Annotated in this window: 20 protein-coding genes; 10 read left to right on the top strand and 10 right to left on the bottom strand. The window is 58.7% G+C overall.

From position 1 onward, the window contains the following. Positions 1-7: 7 nt before the first annotated feature. From pssA to M3N55_RS03715, 5 genes are all read right to left on the bottom strand, one after another. Positions 8-736 (bottom strand): CDP-diacylglycerol--serine O-phosphatidyltransferase, encoded by a 729-nt coding sequence (gene pssA / locus M3N55_RS03735; protein WP_249056498.1) that lies wholly within the window; start codon positions 734-736, stop codon positions 8-10. Beyond that, positions 736-1,434, bottom strand: coding sequence for a phosphatidylserine decarboxylase (locus M3N55_RS03730; protein ID WP_249056496.1), 699 nt, complete (start codon positions 1,432-1,434; stop codon positions 736-738). Before M3N55_RS03730 ends, pssA begins: the two co-directional genes overlap by 1 nt. A 12-nt stretch (positions 1,435-1,446) precedes the next feature. After that, positions 1,447-2,571, bottom strand: a complete 1,125-nt coding sequence (gene tgt, locus M3N55_RS03725) for a tRNA guanosine(34) transglycosylase Tgt (RefSeq protein ID WP_249056495.1) — start codon at positions 2,569-2,571, stop codon at positions 1,447-1,449. A gap of 172 nt (positions 2,572-2,743) precedes the next feature. Further along, the gene (locus M3N55_RS03720; protein WP_249056493.1) at positions 2,744-3,337 is read right to left on the bottom strand and encodes a Smr/MutS family protein; all 594 of its coding nucleotides are present in this window, start codon (positions 3,335-3,337) and stop codon (positions 2,744-2,746) included. Positions 3,338-3,358: 21 nt separating this feature from the next. Continuing rightward, positions 3,359-4,027 carry a Tim44/TimA family putative adaptor protein gene (locus tag M3N55_RS03715; protein ID WP_249056491.1) on the bottom strand — a complete coding sequence of 223 codons (669 nt, stop codon included), beginning with the start codon at positions 4,025-4,027 and terminating at the stop codon, positions 3,359-3,361. Between the two features lie 107 nt (positions 4,028-4,134). Here M3N55_RS03715 and M3N55_RS03710 point away from each other — a divergent pair, with 107 nt between their 5' ends. After that, a complete protein-coding gene (locus M3N55_RS03710) occupies positions 4,135-4,590 on the top strand; it encodes an FxsA family protein (protein WP_249056490.1) in 456 nt (151 codons plus the stop codon). 64 nt (positions 4,591-4,654) lie between these two features. Further along, positions 4,655-5,176 (top strand): protein-export chaperone SecB, encoded by a 522-nt coding sequence (secB, locus tag M3N55_RS03705; protein ID WP_249056603.1) that lies wholly within the window; start codon positions 4,655-4,657, stop codon positions 5,174-5,176. Positions 5,177-5,216: 40 nt separating this feature from the next. On the opposite strand, the gene dnaQ is transcribed toward secB, so the two are convergent. Genes dnaQ through M3N55_RS03685 form a run of 4 tightly spaced genes read right to left on the bottom strand, consistent with a single transcriptional unit; the run spans position 5,217 to position 7,915 of the window. After that, on the bottom strand, positions 5,217-5,942 hold the full coding sequence (dnaQ, locus tag M3N55_RS03700; protein WP_249056488.1) for a DNA polymerase III subunit epsilon: 726 nt from the start codon (positions 5,940-5,942) through the stop codon (positions 5,217-5,219). Further along, positions 5,935-6,513 (bottom strand): dephospho-CoA kinase, encoded by a 579-nt coding sequence (coaE, locus tag M3N55_RS03695; RefSeq protein WP_249056487.1) that lies wholly within the window; start codon positions 6,511-6,513, stop codon positions 5,935-5,937. Before coaE ends, dnaQ begins: the two co-directional genes overlap by 8 nt. Beyond that, positions 6,510-7,328 carry a shikimate dehydrogenase gene (locus tag M3N55_RS03690; RefSeq protein ID WP_249056485.1) on the bottom strand — a complete coding sequence of 273 codons (819 nt, stop codon included), beginning with the start codon at positions 7,326-7,328 and terminating at the stop codon, positions 6,510-6,512. Before M3N55_RS03690 ends, coaE begins: the two co-directional genes overlap by 4 nt. Further along, complete coding sequence (locus tag M3N55_RS03685; protein ID WP_283163854.1) at positions 7,325-7,915, bottom strand: Maf family protein; 591 nt, start codon at positions 7,913-7,915, stop codon at positions 7,325-7,327. Before M3N55_RS03685 ends, M3N55_RS03690 begins: the two co-directional genes overlap by 4 nt. Positions 7,916-7,927: 12 nt before the next feature. Here M3N55_RS03685 and M3N55_RS03680 point away from each other — a divergent pair, with 12 nt between their 5' ends. The 8 genes from M3N55_RS03680 to M3N55_RS03645 all read left to right on the top strand — a co-directional run bounded on the left by M3N55_RS03680 (position 7,928) and on the right by M3N55_RS03645 (position 15,596). Next, positions 7,928-8,296, top strand: a complete 369-nt coding sequence (locus M3N55_RS03680) for a hypothetical protein (RefSeq protein ID WP_249056609.1) — start codon at positions 7,928-7,930, stop codon at positions 8,294-8,296. After that, positions 8,289-8,726, top strand: coding sequence for a protoporphyrinogen oxidase HemJ (gene hemJ, locus M3N55_RS03675; protein ID WP_249056483.1), 438 nt, complete (start codon positions 8,289-8,291; stop codon positions 8,724-8,726). The genes M3N55_RS03680 and hemJ overlap by 8 nt, the downstream gene beginning before the upstream one ends. Positions 8,727-8,853: 127 nt before the next feature. Further along, positions 8,854-10,143, top strand: coding sequence for a transcription termination factor Rho (gene rho / locus M3N55_RS03670; RefSeq protein ID WP_249056480.1), 1,290 nt, complete (start codon positions 8,854-8,856; stop codon positions 10,141-10,143). A 4-nt stretch (positions 10,144-10,147) separates the two neighbouring features. Next, positions 10,148-11,431: a tRNA uridine-5-carboxymethylaminomethyl(34) synthesis GTPase MnmE gene (mnmE, locus tag M3N55_RS03665; protein WP_249056478.1), complete on the top strand. Its 1,284-nt coding sequence runs from the start codon at positions 10,148-10,150 to the stop codon at positions 11,429-11,431. Positions 11,432-11,433: 2 nt separating this feature from the next. Further along, a complete protein-coding gene (mnmG, locus tag M3N55_RS03660) occupies positions 11,434-13,305 on the top strand; it encodes a tRNA uridine-5-carboxymethylaminomethyl(34) synthesis enzyme MnmG (RefSeq protein ID WP_249056475.1) in 1,872 nt (623 codons plus the stop codon). Continuing rightward, entirely contained in the window at positions 13,302-13,916 is a 615-nt protein-coding gene (gene rsmG / locus M3N55_RS03655; RefSeq protein WP_346429250.1) for a 16S rRNA (guanine(527)-N(7))-methyltransferase RsmG, read from the top strand. Before mnmG ends, rsmG begins: the two co-directional genes overlap by 4 nt. After that, the gene (locus tag M3N55_RS03650) at positions 13,900-14,724 is read left to right on the top strand and encodes a ParA family protein (protein WP_428982591.1); all 825 of its coding nucleotides are present in this window, start codon (positions 13,900-13,902) and stop codon (positions 14,722-14,724) included. The genes rsmG and M3N55_RS03650 overlap by 17 nt, the downstream gene beginning before the upstream one ends. Next, positions 14,724-15,596, top strand: coding sequence for a ParB/RepB/Spo0J family partition protein (locus M3N55_RS03645; protein WP_249056471.1), 873 nt, complete (start codon positions 14,724-14,726; stop codon positions 15,594-15,596). The genes M3N55_RS03650 and M3N55_RS03645 overlap by 1 nt, the downstream gene beginning before the upstream one ends. Here M3N55_RS03645 and hemW read toward each other — a convergent pair. Next, complete coding sequence (gene hemW / locus M3N55_RS03640) at positions 15,589-16,743, bottom strand: radical SAM family heme chaperone HemW (protein ID WP_249056470.1); 1,155 nt, start codon at positions 16,741-16,743, stop codon at positions 15,589-15,591. The genes M3N55_RS03645 and hemW overlap by 8 nt on opposite strands. Between the last annotated feature and the right edge of the window lie 2 nt (positions 16,744-16,745).

Raw genomic sequence — 16,745 nt, 5'->3', positions numbered from 1 at the left:
CGGAATATCAGCTTTTGCGCGGGGCGTGGCGACGCAGGCTTAGCACAGCCAAAACGGTAAGATAGACAAGGTCTGTAATTACCAGAGTGGCCCATGTTTGCAGGAATAAAAGCCCAACAAAGGCGCTGGCGCCAACCAACACCCATATCGCATGTTTGCGCGCGATGCGGATCGCTTTCAGCGATGGCGTGGGCAAGCGCGATATCATGAGCAAGCCTATGCCACCAAGGTAAAGCGCAACCGGCACCGGAATTGCTGACGGGTCTATCCACCCGGCCAGCCCAAGATAGACCGGCAGCAAGCCCAACATTGCCCCGGCGGGTGCTGGCACACCAACAAAATGACGGATCATCCCGCCATCCGTGGCGCTTCGCGACAGGTTGAAGCGCGCCAGCCGCAGACAGCCACAGACAGCGAAGATCAGAACAAAGACCCAGCCGAAGCCCGCTGCCATCCCGTTGAGCGCATAGGCATAAACGAGAATACCCGGCGCGACACCAAAACTGACGAAATCCGAGAAACTGTCGAGTTCCGCGCCGAAACTCGTGGCGGCGTTCAGTTTGCGCGCCAAAAGGCCGTCGAGCCCGTCCAGAATGGCCGCAACGATGATAAGGGCCGCCGCAAGCTCATAGCGTTCGGCGAATGTGTAGCGAATCGCGCTCAGCCCCGCGCACATGCCCAGAATCGTGACCACATTGGGCACAAGCTGCACAAGCGAAAGGCTGTCGCGTTGCATCAGCGCGCGCCCGCCATGCGGCGCGGTTCCGCGCTGGTCAGGTCCGCGATCACGGTTTCCGCCGAAATCATGGTCTGGCCCAGCGCCACCAGCGGCTCCACCCCGTTGGGCAGGTAGACATCCACGCGCGAGCCGAAGCGAATCATCCCGAAACGCTCACCCGTCTGCATGTCTTGACCTTCGGAGACCTCGCACAGAATGCGCCGCGCCACGAGCCCGGCAATCTGCACCACGCCAATCATGCGACCATCGGCCATTTCCACGGCCAGGCCGTTGCGTTCATTATCAACAGAAGCCTTGTCCAGCGACGCGTTCAGGAACTTGCCCGGTCGATAGGCGATCTTGGTAATACGCCCTGCGATGGGCACGCGGTTCACATGGCAGTCGAATACATTCATGAACACCGACACACGGGTCAGGGGTTGGTCGCCCATCTCCAGCTCTGCCGGCGGGACGGCGGGTTCGATCAGCGAAATCACCCCATCGGCGGGGCTGACAAGCAGCCCTTCGCGCAAAGGCGTCTGGCGGTCCGGGTCGCGGAAAAAGTAGTAACACCAAACCGTCAGACCCAGGCCGATCCAGCCTAAAGGCTCCCACAGCAGGAACAGCGCAACCGTAACAACGCCGAAGATCGCCAGGAACTTATGCCCCTCGCGGTGGATAGGTTTAACGATTGTCGAGAGCATATCGGCAGCCATGTCGGGCCTTTCCTATATCGGGTCTATATCGCCTTGGGCGCGCAATTCGTGGAACTCTGCCACGAAAACGTCCAGTCGCTGGTCGGCAATCGCCGCGCGCAGCCCCGCCATCAGGCGTTGATAATAACGCAGGTTATGCCATGTCAGCAGCATTCCTGCGATCATTTCATCCAACCGGACAACATGATGCAGATAGGCGCGGCTATACTTGGTGCAGGCCGGGCAATCGCAGCCCGCTTCCAGCGGTCGCGGGTCATCGCGGTGGCGGGCGTTGCGCAGGTTCACCGACCCGCGGGCGGTCCAGGCCTGTCCCGTCCGACCAGAGCGCGTGGGCAGCACACAATCGAACATATCGACCCCGCGCTGCACCGCACCGACAATATCATCAGGCTTGCCCACACCCATCAGATAGCGTGGCTTGTCTTCAGGCAGTTGGCCGGGGGCATAATCCAGCACGTCGAACATCAGTTCCTGCCCCTCACCAACAGCCAACCCGCCGATTGCATAGCCATCGAAGCCGATACCACGCAGCGCCTCGGCACTTTCGGCGCGCATGTCCTTGTAGACAGACCCTTGCTGAATCCCGAACAGCGCATATCCGGGCCGATCACCAAAAGCCTCGCGCGAACGGGCCGCCCACCGCATCGACAGTTCCATAGAGGCGCGCGCCACCGCTTCATCCGCAGGAAAGGGCGTGCATTCATCGAATGCCATCACAATATCAGACCCCAGAAGGCGCTGAATCTCCATCGAGCGTTCCGGCGTCAGCATATGGCGCGACCCGTCCACATGGCTGGCAAAACGCACACCTTCTTCCGTCAGCTTGCGCAGATTGGCCAGGCTCATGACCTGAAACCCGCCCGAATCCGTCAGAATGGGCCGGTCCCAATTCATGAACTTGTGCAACCCGCCCAGATCGGCAATCCGCTCGGCACTGGGGCGCAGCATCAGGTGGTAGGTATTGCCCAGCAGAATATCCGCGCCGGTTTCGCGCACCTGCTCGGGCAACATGCCCTTTACGGTCGCGGCGGTGCCCACGGGCATGAAGGCCGGCGTGCGGATTTCGCCGCGCGGCGTGTCAATCCGACCTTGCCGCGCGCGACCGTCCCGTGTCTCTATCTGGAATGCAAATCTCATGTCGCCACGCTTTGCCGCAAAACCAAGGCTTTGCCAAGCGAAAGCACGCGCCCTTCATCCTTGCACAAATATCCTGGGGGAGCGTGGCAAAGCCACGCGGGGGCAAAGCCCCCAAACGCGCGCCCGTGCGCGGGTGGGTGGGTGGGCGCCACGGGCGCGCGTCCCGGCCCGCTTAACGCATCCGACGCAGATAGACATAATACGCCCCCGACCCACCATGTCTGGCATGGGCTTCACGCAACTCCAGCACCGCACCCACCAGCGGGGCCATGCGTAACCATTGCGGCACGTCATGTTTCAAAGCGCCGCGCCGCCGAGGGATGGGGCCGTCATCCTCGACCTGCCGCCCTTTGCCAGTAATCACCAACACCAGCCGCAACCCTTCGGCTTGCGCGCGTAAGATAAACCCGTTCAATGCGCCATGCGCCTGCGCCAGCGTCATGCCATGCAGGTCAATCCGTGCTTCTGGCTGCAACTTGCCGCGCGACATACGCTGGAAACGGCGCTTGTCCATCGCCACAGGGGCTTCTGCCAACGCTTCGGATAGCGGTTGTGCCAAAACATGCTGGGGGCCGGGATTGCTACCCTGCGGCCGCAAAACGCGCGATGACGACGCAGGCTTTGGTGGCACAGGGGCTGCGGGCGCTTCGGGCGGGGTGTCGAAAATATGGGCAAGATCGGTTTTCAGGGGGCGGGCGCTTTGCACGACCCGCGCCCATAATTCGCGGTCTTCCGGGCTGAGCGCAGGGCGCTTTTTGCGCGACATACGCTCCTCCTTCCGGTGGTCTTAATCGCCGGTTGCGACCAGTTGCCAGTTCGGGCTGTTCGACGTCATTTCGCGCGCGAAGGTCCAGACATCTTTCTGGCGCTTGATCGTGTTGGGGTCGCCATCCACCAATTCACCGGTTTCAGCTTTCCGCACGGCCTGCGTCAACTCGGCCACGAAACGCAAGGTGATCTCGCCTTCCTTGGTCTTTTCGTCGAATGTCGCCTCCACAATCTCAATCTCGCGCAGACCCACAAAGGATGCTTCCACAACCAGCCCTTCACGCTCGCGCGTCTGCACAACTTCGTCGAAGCTGTTGAACACATCGCGCGACAAGAAGGGCAGAATCGATTCCATATCGGCGGATTCGAAGGCCATCAAGATCATCTCATAGGCACCGCGCGCGCCCTGCAAAAAGTCGCTGACCCCGAATTCCGGGTCCACGGCCTTCATCCGGGTCAGCGCCTTGGCGCTGTCGGACCCTTCCGTGACATGATCGGTAATATCCGTGTCAGGACCACCCTCGATCACCTCGAAAGCTGGTTTACGATCAAGCGGGGTGGCCGGGGCATCGCGCTGAACGGAGGTTTTTTCAAACCCGTCGCGCGTGCCCAGCACGGAACGCAGGCGCAGGATCAGGAACACGGCTATTCCTGCAAGAACGAGTAATTGGATCACGGCGGGGTCCATTGTTACCTCTGCCAAGGGTTGGTATGGCTTTGTCCATGCATATGTAAGGTGGCGACACGGGCAAGTCCACCATAAGCGGCCCGATCCTTTGGGAAAGAGGGGAAGACATGCCTATCCTGCTGGCCTTTCTGGCAATTCCGCTGCTCGAAATTGTGCTTTTCGTGCAGTTGGGCGGCGCTTTGGGTGTTTTGGGCACGCTTCTTGAAATTTTCGCGAGCGGGGCCTTGGGTCTGTTTCTGATGAGGTTGGAGCCTTATCGCAACAGCACAGACATTCGCGCGGCGCTGGCGGCAGACCGCAGCCCGGCCAGCCCAATGGCCCATTCGGCGCTGCGTATGATCGGCGCTTTGCTGTTGGTGGTGCCGGGGTTCTTTACAGACGCGCTTGGCCTGTTGCTGTTAGTCCCCGCAATCCGCATGATCGCGCTGCGCCGGATTGTGGTTCAAACCCGGCCCGCACCCCGCGACGACATCATAGACGGCGATTACACCGCAGAATCCGATGCCGCGCCCGACCCAGATCGTAACCGCCTGCCGCCCGATCCGCGCCAATACCGGGATTGAGGCGCGCCGGGCGGGCTGCTACACATCTTCGCAATTAACGCATAACCAGACAGAGAGCATAGACATGACTGACACGGACACAGCCAATCAAGGCAATGGCGCAGCGCCACAGGCCCCGAAAGTGAACATGCGTATCCTTGCGCAATACATGCGGGATCTGTCCTTCGAGAACGTCGCTGCACAGAAAAAAATGCAGGGCGCGAACGTGCAGCCCGACATTCAGGTTCAGGTCAGCCTTGACGCACAGAAGCGTGACGCAGAAAATCAGTATGACGTGGCGACGAAATTCAAGATCACGTCCAAGAACAAGGCCGACGATCAGACCCTGTTCCTTGTCGAGCTGGACTATGTTGGCGTGTTCCTGGTCGAAGGCGTGCCGCAAGAGCAGTTGCACCCGTTCCTGCTGATAGAGTGCCCGCGGATGATCTTCCCCTTCGCGCGCCGCGTCATCTCTGACGTCACCCGCGATGGTGGCTTCCCGCCGCTGAACCTGGATACGGTCGATTTCCTTGCGCTGTATCGTCAGGAATTGCAGCGCCAGACAGCCGCACAGGCCGGAAACGCCGCAGCCCCCGTGCAAAACTAATTCCAAGTGGCGGGCGTGTTACGCGCCCGCCCTACCAGCCCTAGCCATAGCGGGCCCAAACCGCGCTATCCCCCAGTTTTGCAACGAACGCGGCATGGGCTTCGGCCTCTGCCTCTGTCAGCCTTTGCGGCAACGGGGTAGGGCGCTTGGGCAATGGCCTGCGCGTGATCGTGCCTTCCGCACTCAGCGGTTCCGATGACAGCGCAAAATCAGGCTGCGCGCCGCCCAGAAGCTCCAGATACACCTCTGCCAGAATTTCACTGTCCAGCAGCGCGCCATGCAGCGTGCGCGATGAGTTGTCTATGCCGAAGCGGCGGCACAGCGCATCCAAAGAGGCGGGCGAACCGGGGAATTTCTTGCGCGCAATCGCCAAAGTGTCGACCGCACGCGGCCAGTCAAGCTGCGGCAGGCCCATGCGCCCCAACTCGAAATTCAGGAATTTCATGTCGAAGGCTGCGTTGTGAATGACCAGCTTCGCATCGCCAACGAAATCCAGAAATTTCTGGCCCACCGCCGCGAAGAGCGGTTTGTCGCGCAACGTCACCTCGCCATCACGCGCGGGGCGCGGTTGTGGCAGCAGGTCCGGGCCAATGCCATGCACCCCGAACGCGCCTTCCGGCATGTCGCGCTCTGGGTTTATGTAGACATGAAAGGTCTGTCCTGTGGGCCGAAGGTTTACCAGTTCCAGCGCCCCGATCTCGACAATCCGGTCGCCCTGTTCGGGTTCGAAACCCGTGGTTTCGGTGTCCAGAACAATCTCACGCATCGGCACCGCCCCTCAGTTTTCCTACAATATCTTGCACAGCAGCGCGCGTGCTGTCCATATCCAGTGTTTCTATCACGAAATCAGCGCGGGCGCGCTTTTCGGCATCCGGCATTTGCCGGGCCAGAATACGCTCGAACTGCGCGGCGTCCATCCCCGGTCGTTCAAGCACGCGCGCGCGCTGCACTTCTGCCGGGGCCGTCACGACCAGAACGCCGTCCACATCCGCCCCGGTTTCGAACAACAGGGGTATGTCCAGAACCACAAACGGAGCATGCGCGGACGCGATAAATTCCGCACGGTCCGCCGCGACCAACGGATGCACCACCGCTTCCAGCTTGCCAAGCGCCGCAGGGTCGCGGGCGATCCAGTCTTTCAGAACTGCCCGGTCTATCGCGCCGTCCTGCACCGCGTCCGGGCAAAGCGTGCCAACAGGGCCAACCGCCGCGCCCTGATACAGCCTGTGCACCGCCGCATCTGCATCCCAGACCGGCACGCCACAGTCACGGAACATCTGCGCCGTGGTGGATTTCCCCATCCCGATGGACCCGGTCAGCCCCAGCCGGTACGTCACGCCAGCACCGCCATGCGCAAAGCGTCTGTCACCTGTGGTCGGGTGCCGAACCACCGCTCGAACCCCGGCACAGCCTGATGCAACAGCATGCCAAGCCCGTCCACCACCGTGCAGCCCTTTGCCTGCGCTTGTGCCAGAAGCGGCGTTTCAAGCGGGGTGTAAACAATATCCGTAACCAAGGCAGAGGCGGGCAGGGCGCTTAGGTCTATGTCCAGGGGCGGTTGTCCGCCCATCCCCAGCGACGTCGTATTCACAACACAGGCCACATCGCGCAGCACATGCGCGCGATCCTCCCAAGGCAGCGCAGTCACGCCAAATTCCGTCGCCAGCCCTTGCGCCCGTGCAGCGGTGCGGTTGGTCAGGTAAATCTCTGGCACCCCAGCATCCTGCAACGCAACGATCACCGCGCGGGCCGCGCCCCCGGCCCCCAGAACAAGCGCCGGGCCGTGCGATGGCTGCCATGCCGGCGCGTTTTGATGCAGATTGGCAATAAACCCGTAAGCATCTGTATTATCGGCATGAATGCGCCCATCGGGACCAAAGCTAAGGGTATTTGCCGCGCCAATTCGCAAGGCGGTCTCAGACACATCATCGGCAAGCGCCAGCGCGGCTTCTTTGTGCGGCACTGTCACATTCGCGCCGACAAACCCCATACGCGGCATGGCGCGCAGCACATCTGCCAGATCATCCGTCTCTATATGCAGCGGCACATAGTGCCCGGCCAGCCCAAGCTGGCGCAGCCATGTCCCGTGAAGAACGGGCGAGCGACTATGCCCGACAGGGCAACCGATGACACCGGCGAGGGGAATTTTCATCCGTCAATCTCTCCACGCAGGGCAAGGTAATTCAGCAACTCCAGAAGCGGCAGGCCAAGAATGGTAAAGTAATCACCGGTCACTTGGGCGAATAGCCGCACGCCTTCTTCCTCCAGCTTATACGCCCCGACCGATTCGCCAATGTCTGGCCAGTTCCGTGCGATATAGTCATCCAGATAGCGATCATTGAACATGCGCATGGTCAGACGGGCAACCCCGACATGCCGCCAGACGGGTTCCCCATCGGCATAAAGCACGGCAGCAGATAAAAGCTGATGCGTATGGCCCCGCAACGCCTGTAGCTGCGCGCGGGCATCCTCTGGCGAGTTGGGCTTTTCGTAAATCTTCCCCCTCAAGGACAGCACCTGATCGCAGCCCAGAACAAGCCCGGCATGACGCCCAGAGATTTTCCGCGCCTTACCCTCTGCCAACGCATCGGCAATATCGCGCGGCGGGGCACCCTCTGCCAACAGCGCATCCCGAATAGCGCCCTCGTCAATGCGGGCAGGCGCTACGTCTACCGCGACCCCGGCGCGACGAAGCATATCCGCACGAACACGCGATGCAGAAGCCAGAACAAGCACCATGTGGATATCCTTGTGAACAAGCCCCCGGAAACTGAAGGGCAAAACAGACGTAAAACACGCAGGTCGTGGTTTGCTGGCATGTTCCCACAAATCTTGCAAGTTGCCGGGGCGTGTTATCCACCTGTTAAGATCGGTTCGCCGGGGGTGTGGATAACTTTTGTGATCCATCGTCTGAATATCTCTGTTCTTGATTTGATCTTGTCTATACAATTGAAATATATAATTATTATTCGTGATCCGCTCAAACACGCAAAGATCTGTCCTGTTGATAAGACTGTGGGGCGTTCCGTAATCCCCATATCCACAGGCCCTATCTACTACATCATTCCCTTTATTCTTTTCTTTTTATATAGAAGCGCAGAAGGGATCGCTCATGCTTGACACGCTCTACCCATGGATCAAGGCACTGCACATCATGGCAGTTATCAGCTGGATGGCTGGCTTGTTCTATTTGCCACGATTGTTCGTCTACCATGTCGAACGCGGCACCAGCCCGGAAATGGTCGAAACCTTCAAGGTCATGGAACATAAGCTCCTGCGGGTCATCATGAACCCGGCCATGATTGTGGCATGGGTGACGGGGCTGACCATGGCGGCAATGCCCTGGGTTCTGGACCTGGGCGCAATCTGGCCCTATTCGAAATTCATCGGGCTTATCGGGATGACGTGGTTTCACATCTGGTGCGCGAAACGCCGCCGGATATTCGAGGCGGATGGCAACAGCCTGACGGGTCGTCAATACCGCATGATGAACGAAGTCCCGACAGTGATGATGGTCATCATTGTCATCTCGGTTGTTGTCAAAATCTGACATTGATTGACTTGGTGACAAGGCTGCGGTATGCGCAGGGAGCTCTGCCGTCCGGCGGATTGCGTCTCCGATACCACATCGTGACCCTTGACTGTCCCGCATATTCCGCGGGCGAACTGGATTTCCAATGCTCGACACCGAACTTGACCAAATCGAACGCCTGAACCTGTCCGACCTGAAGGCGAAAAGCCCGGCGGAATTGCTGGCTTTGGCCGAGGAACTGGAGATCGAGAACGCCCCTTCAATGCGCAAGGGCGAGATGATGTTCTCTATCCTGAAAGAGCGTGCCGAAGATGGCTGGGAAGTTTCGGGCGAGGGCGTTCTGGAAGTGCTGCAAGACGGTTTCGGGTTTCTGCGCGCGCCAGAAGCGAACTATCTACCCGGTCCCGATGATATCTATGTGTCCCCCGACATGATCCGGCAATATTCGCTGCGCACGGGCGACACGATCGAAGGCGTCATTCAGGCTCCATCAGAAAATGAACGCTATTTCGCTATCACCAAAGTCTCTCAGATCAATTTCGATGATCCGTCCAAATCGCGCCACAAGGTGCATTTTGACAACCTGACACCGCTTTACCCGGACGAGCGGATCTGGATGGAAACGGATGATCCCGCAACCAAAGACCGCTCTGCCCGGATTATCGACCTTGTGTCGCCGCTTGGCAAAGGCCAGCGTGCGCTGATCGTGGCCCCGCCGCGCACGGGTAAAACCGTTCTACTACAGAACATTGCTCATAGCATCGCCAAGAACCACCCGGAGTGTTACCTGATCGTTCTGCTGATCGACGAACGCCCGGAAGAGGTGACGGATATGCAGCGCTCGGTGAAGGGAGAGGTCATCGCCTCTACCTTTGATGAACCCGCTACCCGCCACGTTGCTGTGGCCGAAATGGTCATCGAGAAAGCCAAGCGCCTTGTGGAACATAAGCGCGACGTGGTGATCCTGCTGGATTCGATCACCCGTCTTGGTCGCGCGTTCAACACCGTTGTGCCATCGTCCGGCAAGGTGCTGACCGGCGGTGTAGACGCGAACGCCCTGCAACGCCCCAAACGCTTCTTTGGTGCTGCCCGGAATATCGAAGAAGGCGGTTCGTTGTCGATCATCGCCACCGCGCTCATCGACACCGGCTCGCGTATGGATGAAGTGATCTTCGAAGAATTCAAGGGCACCGGTAACTGCGAAATCGTGCTGGACCGCAAGGTTGCCGATAAGCGCGTCTTCCCGGCAATGGATATTCTGAAATCCGGCACCCGGAAAGAAGACCTGCTGATCGAAAAGAACGATCTGCAAAAGACCTTCGTGCTGCGCCGTATCCTGAACCCGATGGGCACGACCGACGCCATCGAATTCCTGATTTCCAAGCTGAAACAGACCAAGACGAACAGCGATTTCTTCGACTCGATGAACGCCTAACGCCATGGACACGATTTTCGCGCTGGCCTCGGCCCGTGGAAAATCGGGCGTCTCTGTTATTCGGATTTCTGGCACACGCGCGCATGACGTGGCGCGCGCTATGGCGGGCAGCTTACCGCCGTTGCGCCAAGCGACGTTACGCATGTTGCGCAACGAGGCAGGGGAACGGCTGGATTCTGCGCTGGTCCTTACCTTCGCCAAAGGCGCCAGCTTCACGGGTGAGGATGTGGCCGAACTGATGGTTCATGGCAGCATGGCCACGGTCGCAGCCGTGGAGCGGTGTCTTGCCGTCGACCACGGCTTGCGGCTTGCGCAACCCGGAGAGTTTACCCGCCGCGCCCTAGACAATGGCATCATGGACCTGACCCAGGTTGAGGCTCTGAGCGACCTGCTGGAAGCGGAAACCGAAAGCCAACGGCGGCAGGCTTTGCGCATTTTGGACGGGGCGATTGGGCGTGTTGTTGGCGTTTGGCGCAGGCATCTGGTCAAGGCGGCGGCGCTGGTCGAAACGGCGATTGATTTTGTCGAAGAAGACGTTGGCAATTTCGACACGCAGATATTGGCGGAACTTCGCGCGGTAGAGGGTGGGGTGCAATCCGAACTGGCCGGACAGCGCGCCCGAGAGCGCATTCAGAGTGGCTTTGAAGTTGCTCTAATTGGCCCGGTTAATGCCGGAAAATCGAGCTTGCTCAATGCCTTGGCAGGTCGAGACGCCGCAATTATATCCGATGTGGCTGGGACAACCCGTGATGTTCTGGAAGTGCGGATGGACGTGGGCGGGTTTGCTGTTACCTTTTTAGATACGGCAGGCCTGCGCGATACGACGGAAGAAGTCGAAGCGATCGGCATTGCACGCGGTAAAGCTCGCGCCGAACAAGCGGATTTGCGGATCATTCTGCACCCCGCCGACCAGCCCGCGATGATGATCGAGACGACAGACCGCGATTTAGTTGTCCGCAGTAAAGCGGATATTAACGCGATGCCGAACGGTATCTCTGCCCATACCGGCCAGGGTGTGGACCGGTTGTTAGACCAGATCACAGAGCGGCTTTCTGCCATGACAGCGCGCGATGGTGTCACGGTTCGGGAACGCCACCAGCAAGCGATGCAACAGGCCGCCACAGCGCTGACCGATGCGATTGATAAAATCGCGGAAGGGGACTATATCGCAGAACTGGTGGCGGCAGATATCCGGATAGCAATCAACGCGCTTGATGTGCTGATCGGCGTGGTAGATGTCGAAGACGTGCTGGGCGACATTTTCAGCAGTTTTTGCATCGGCAAGTAGGAGTGTTTCACGTGAAACAATACGATGTGATCGTTGTTGGCGGTGGTCATGCCGGTGTCGAAGCAGCGCTCGCCGCTGGTCGGATGGGTGCAAAGACCGGTTTGGTCACGTTTCGCAAAGACGATCTGGGTGTGATGTCCTGCAATCCAGCCTTCGGCGGACTGGGGAAAGGCCATCTGGTTCGTGAAATTGATGCGCTGGATGGTGCCATGGGCCGCGCCTCGGATTATGCTGCGATCCAATATCGCCTGCTAAACCGGTCAAAAGGGCCAGCGGTGCAAGGGCCACGCGTGCAGGCCGACAGGGTGCGCTACCGCGATGCGATCCGCCATATTGTTGCAGAAGCACCAAATGTAGATGTCATTGAGGCTGAGGTGACAGCGCTAGAGCTTGAGGGTGGGCGTGTCGTTGGTGTTCGGATCGGTGATGACAGCGCGCTGCTTGCCAAAGCGGTTGTATTGACAACTGGCACCTTCCTGGGCGGTAAGGTGTTCATTGGTGACCGTAGTTTTCCGGCGGGCCGCATGGGGAACGCTGCCTCTACCGTCCTTGCACAGCAGTTACGTGGCCTCGGTTTGCCGATGGGCCGCTTGAAAACCGGCACGCCGCCGCGCTTGCGGTCATCAAGCATTGACTGGGACATGCTGGAAACTCAGCCCGGAGATGACATCCCCGCCTATATGTCATTTCTGACCAACCATACGATTGCCCCACAAATCGCCTGTGCGATCACCCACACAAACCCCGAAACACACCAGATCGTGCGCGAGAATCTGTCACGCTCTGCGATGTATGGCGGGCAGATTGAGGGGGTTGGTCCGCGATATTGTCCTTCGATAGAAGACAAGATTACGCGGTTTGCGGACAAGGATTCGCACCAGATTTTTCTAGAGCCAGAGGGGCTGGATAGCGATACGGTCTATCCGAACGGGATTTCGACATCGCTTCCGGCAGAGGTGCAAGAGGCTTACGTCCGCACGATTCGCGGCTTGCAGAATGTAGAGATTTTGCAACCGGGCTATGCGATTGAGTATGACTACCTTGACCCGCGTGCGTTGGACCTAAGCTTGCAGCTTTCTGCGCTGCCCGGCTTGTTCCTGGCGGGGCAGATCAATGGGACAACAGGTTATGAAGAAGCTGGCGCGCAAGGGCTTGTTGCTGGTCTGAACGCTGCATGTATGGCGTTTGACCGCGAACCGCTGCACCTGAGCCGTGCGGATAGTTACATCGGGGTTATGATAGATGACCTTACCGCACGCGGAGTGTCAGAACCTTACCGTATGTTCACCTCTCGTGCAGAATACCGGTTGTCGCTTCGAGCGGATAACGCTGACCAAAGACTGACGCCGTTGGGCCAGACGCTTGGTTGCATTGGTGACGGGCGTCGCGTTGCGTTTGAGGAAAAGAATGGCAGGCTGCAATCCGCGCGGGCAAAACTGACGGCGAAGACCTTTACGCCGGGGCAGTTGCGTAATGCTGGTTACAAGATTAGCGAAGATGGCACCCGCCGCACTGCGCTGGAATTGTTGGGCTTGCCGGGGTTTGGTTTTGATGTGTTGGAAACTTTAGAACCCGATTTCAAGACGATAGATGAGGATACCCGCGCACAGCTTGGTCGAGAAATGATCTATGCCGCATATCTGACCCGACAGGAAAGTCAGATCGCATCTTTGCGGGCGGATGAGGCGCGGGCAATTCCGGATGGAATTGATTACAGCGCGATTAACGGTCTGTCGCGCGAGCTGGCAGATAAGTTGTCCCGGTCCAAGCCCAAAAGCATTGCGCAGGCTGGCCGGATAGATGGAATGACGCCCGCCGCTCTTGTTCTTATTTTGGCGCGCATTCAGGCTGTCGGCAGGCGAGAGTCCGCATGATGCCGCAATCACTGGACGGCAATGTTTCACGTGAAACACATGAGAAGTTGCAAGCGCTTGAGGCTCTGGTTCGGCGGTGGAACCCTCGTATAAATCTGGTAGCCGCCTCCACGCTTGATGATCTTTGGGCGCGTCATATCGTTGATTCTATGCAAGTTTTCGAACTTGTTGGCCAGCCTGTTACGTCTTGGGTCGATCTTGGATCAGGTGGCGGTTTTCCCGGCATCGTTTGCGCAATCATGGCGTTGGAACAGATGCCGGACTGTCACTTTACGTTGGTTGAAAGCGATAAGCGGAAGGCGGCGTTTCTGCTTGTGTGCCAGCAACAGTTTTCGCTGAATCTGACCGTTCGGGTTGAACGGGCGGAGCAACTGTCGCCTGTGTCTGCTGATGTAGTGTCCGCGCGCGCTCTGGCGCCGCTCCCTCAGCTTTTGCCACTCGTTCACCGTCATCTGGCATTGGGTGGGATTGCCTTGTTGCCAAAGGGTAAAAATCACATGGCAGAGCTTGAAGCGGCGCGGGCAGAGTGGCAGTTTGATGTCACCAGCCACGACAGCAAGACGGACGAGTCTGCGCGCATTTTAGCCTTGAAGGATATTCAACGTGTCTAGCCAGCCAAAAACGCGGGTCATTGCGGTTGCGAATCAGAAAGGCGGGGTCGGGAAAACGACCACGGCAATCAATCTGGCCGCTGCTTTGGCAGAGGCGGGGAAGAAGACTTTGCTGATTGACATCGACCCGCAAGGCAATGCTTCTACCGGCTTGGGGATAGAGGGCAGCACCCGTCGTTATACGACCTATGATTTGATATTTGGCGACGTGCCCGCCACCGACATCATGCGGCAGGTTGGCGAGGCGCCGCTGTGGGTAATTCCGGCCACCACGGATCTGTCCTCGGCGGATATAGAATTAATGTCGCGCGCGCGGCGGACCTATCTTTTGCAAGACGCGCTGCGCCAACCGGCGATCACATCGGCTGGGTTCGACTATGTCCTGATTGATTGCCCGCCATCGCTAAACCTATTGACGGTAAACGCCATGGTCGCTGCGCATTCGGTTCTTGTGCCGTTGCAGGCGGAATTTTTCGCGCTGGAAGGGCTGTCTCAGCTAATGTTGAGCATTCGTGAATTGCGCGAAACCGCGAATTCCAGCCTGCGGATAGAGGGTATTTTGTTGACGATGTATGATCGGCGGAACAATCTTGCGCAGCAGGTAGAGGCCGATGCTCGTGACAACCTTGGTGATTTGGTGCTGAAAACCATGATTCCGCGAAATGTTCGGGTGTCAGAAGCGCCGTCTTATGCGGTTCCGGTTTTGCAATACGATTCGCAGTCCAAAGGGGCTGTGGCGTATCGTGAGCTGGCTGTCGAATTGATGACCAAGCATGGCAAATTGGCACAAGAAGGGGCGGCGTTGTAATGGATCGTAAACCTGAAAAGCGTGGCGGTTTGGGGCGCGGTCTGTCTGCCCTGATGGCCGATGTTGCGCTGGAGCAGCAGACAAGCACCAGCGCGCCGGGGCCGATTGTGACGTTGCCTGTCGAATCGATTGTGCCGAATCCCGATCAGCCCCGGCGGCATTTTGATGATACCGCGCTTGCAGAGCTTGCAGCATCTATCCGCGAAAAAGGCGTTATTCAGCCCCTGGTCGTCCGTGCGAAGGGTGAGATGTATGAGATTGTCGCTGGGGAGCGTCGTTGGCGCGCCGCGCAGCGCGCGCAGGTGCATGAACTGCCCGTTGTGGTGCGCGAATTTACCGATACCGAGGTGTTGGAAATTGCAATTATCGAGAACGTGCAACGTGCTGATCTGAATGCGGTGGAAGAAGCGCAGGGCTACCGTGCGCTGATCGAACGCTTTGGTCATACTCAGGAAAAATTGGCAGAGGTCTTGGGTAAAAGCCGGTCCTATATTGCCAATCTGTTGCGCCTGTTGAACCTGCCGGATGATGTGCAGCTTTTGGTGCGCGATGGCAAGCTAAGCGCAGGCCATGCCAGAGCGTTGGTGACGTCCGAAGATGCGGGCACTTTGGCGCGCAAGGTTGTGGCAGAGGGGCTTTCGGTCCGTCAGGTCGAGGCGTTGACGAAACGCGCCGACGCCGGGCCAAAGGCAAAGCCCCGCTCTAAGGGCAAGGATAGCGACACGCAGGCGCTGGAAAATGACTTGTCTGCCGCATTGGGGATGAAAGTCTCTATTGACTATGATGGGGGCGGTAAGGGCAGGGTGACGGTCGCCTATCGCAACATGGACCAGTTGGACAAGCTATGCTCTGTTCTGGGAACGCCTAGGTAAGTAGCTCGCGTAACACGCCATTTAGCACGGCACGCCCTTGGGCGGTCGCCGTCAGGCGATTTTCGCTGAGATGAACCAGCCCTTGCTCTATTAGCGTGTCGATCTTGTCTTGGGGCAGGGGGCGCCCGTTTAGGTGCGCGAAACGGTCTATATTTAGACCCTCTGCCAACCGAAGCCCCATCATAATGTGCTCAAGAGCCTGCTCTTCGGTGGGGATGGCCTCTCTGGGACTTTCGCCATGGCCTTCGGTCTCGACCTGTTTTAGCCATGTGTTGGGCATGAGCGGTGTTTGCGTGGCCCAGCGAGTGCCGTTCAGCGTTAGTCGCCCATGCGCGCCGGGGCCAATGCCCGCATAATCCCCGTAGCGCCAGTAAATAAGATTGTGCCGCGATTGCGCGTCGGGACGCGCATGATTCGACACCTCATAAGCTGGCAGGCCGTATTTGGCGCAAATATCCTGCGTGGCCAGATACATATCGGCGGAAATGTCGTCATCGGGCAGGCCGTGCAAACCGCCTCTGGCGGCGCGGGCACCGAAAGCGGTGCCGGGTTCGATCGTCAATTGATACAGCGACAAGTGATCGACGGCCATGGACAGGGCTTCGGTCAGTTCTGCGCGCCAGTCGGTCAGCGTCTGGTATTGGCGCGCATAGATCAGGTCAAAGCTGATGCGGTCGAAGGACCTGCGGGCGATGTCAAAGGCCGCGCGGGCCTCTGCCGCCGAATGCATCCTGCCAAGGCGCTTCAAGTCTGTATCATTAAGCGCTTGAATTCCCATGGAAACGCGGTTGACACCGCCCTGCGCATAGGCGCGAAAGCGTCCTGCCTCAACCGAAGTCGGGTTGGCCTCTAACGTCACTTCCAAATCATTCGCGGCGGGCCAGCGCGTGTGGGCGCGCTCTATGATCGCGGCAACCAGATCTGGCTCCATCAGCGACGGTGTGCCGCCGCCGAAAAAGATGGTGTTCAGCACACGCGGCCCGGTTTCGGCGGCCAGCCGGTCAATTTCGGACAGGTAGGCTTGCCCCCATGCGGCCTGGTCCACATGGGCGCTGACATGGCTGTTGAAGTCGCAATAGGGGCATTTGGCCTGGCAAAACGGCCAATGAATATACAGGCCGAATCCGCCGTTTTGCCAGTCGTTCATCA

This window comes from Roseinatronobacter domitianus (assembly GCF_023336755.1).
Taxonomy (GTDB): Bacteria; Pseudomonadota; Alphaproteobacteria; order Rhodobacterales; family Rhodobacteraceae; genus Roseinatronobacter; species Roseinatronobacter domitianus.
Note: the sequence above shows the minus strand (reverse complement) of the source record. Positions and strands in the feature narration are given on the sequence as shown.

Bases quoted from the DNA above. Each gene is read 5' to 3' on its own strand.
- pssA (WP_249056498.1), bottom strand. From the start codon at position 736: ATGCAACGCGACAGCCTTTCGCTTGTGCAGCTTGTGCCCAATGTGGTC.
- M3N55_RS03730 (WP_249056496.1), bottom strand. From the start codon at position 1,434: ATGGCTGCCGATATGCTCTCGACAATCGTTAAACCTATCCACCGCGAG.
- tgt (WP_249056495.1), bottom strand. From the start codon at position 2,571: ATGAGATTTGCATTCCAGATAGAGACACGGGACGGTCGCGCGCGGCAA.
- M3N55_RS03720 (WP_249056493.1), bottom strand. From the start codon at position 3,337: ATGTCGCGCAAAAAGCGCCCTGCGCTCAGCCCGGAAGACCGCGAATTA.
- M3N55_RS03715 (WP_249056491.1), bottom strand. From the start codon at position 4,027: ATGGACCCCGCCGTGATCCAATTACTCGTTCTTGCAGGAATAGCCGTG.
- M3N55_RS03710 (WP_249056490.1), top strand. From the start codon at position 4,135: ATGCCTATCCTGCTGGCCTTTCTGGCAATTCCGCTGCTCGAAATTGTG.
- secB (WP_249056603.1), top strand. From the start codon at position 4,655: ATGACTGACACGGACACAGCCAATCAAGGCAATGGCGCAGCGCCACAG.
- dnaQ (WP_249056488.1), bottom strand. From the start codon at position 5,942: ATGCGTGAGATTGTTCTGGACACCGAAACCACGGGTTTCGAACCCGAA.
- M3N55_RS03690 (WP_249056485.1), bottom strand. From the start codon at position 7,328: ATGAAAATTCCCCTCGCCGGTGTCATCGGTTGCCCTGTCGGGCATAGT.
- M3N55_RS03685 (WP_283163854.1), bottom strand. From the start codon at position 7,915: ATGGTGCTTGTTCTGGCTTCTGCATCGCGTGTTCGTGCGGATATGCTT.
- hemJ (WP_249056483.1), top strand. From the start codon at position 8,289: ATGCTTGACACGCTCTACCCATGGATCAAGGCACTGCACATCATGGCA.
- rho (WP_249056480.1), top strand. From the start codon at position 8,854: ATGCTCGACACCGAACTTGACCAAATCGAACGCCTGAACCTGTCCGAC.
- mnmE (WP_249056478.1), top strand. From the start codon at position 10,148: ATGGACACGATTTTCGCGCTGGCCTCGGCCCGTGGAAAATCGGGCGTC.
- rsmG (WP_346429250.1), top strand. From the start codon at position 13,302: ATGATGCCGCAATCACTGGACGGCAATGTTTCACGTGAAACACATGAG.
- M3N55_RS03645 (WP_249056471.1), top strand. From the start codon at position 14,724: ATGGATCGTAAACCTGAAAAGCGTGGCGGTTTGGGGCGCGGTCTGTCT.
- hemW (WP_249056470.1), bottom strand. From the start codon at position 16,743: ATGAACGACTGGCAAAACGGCGGATTCGGCCTGTATATTCATTGGCCG.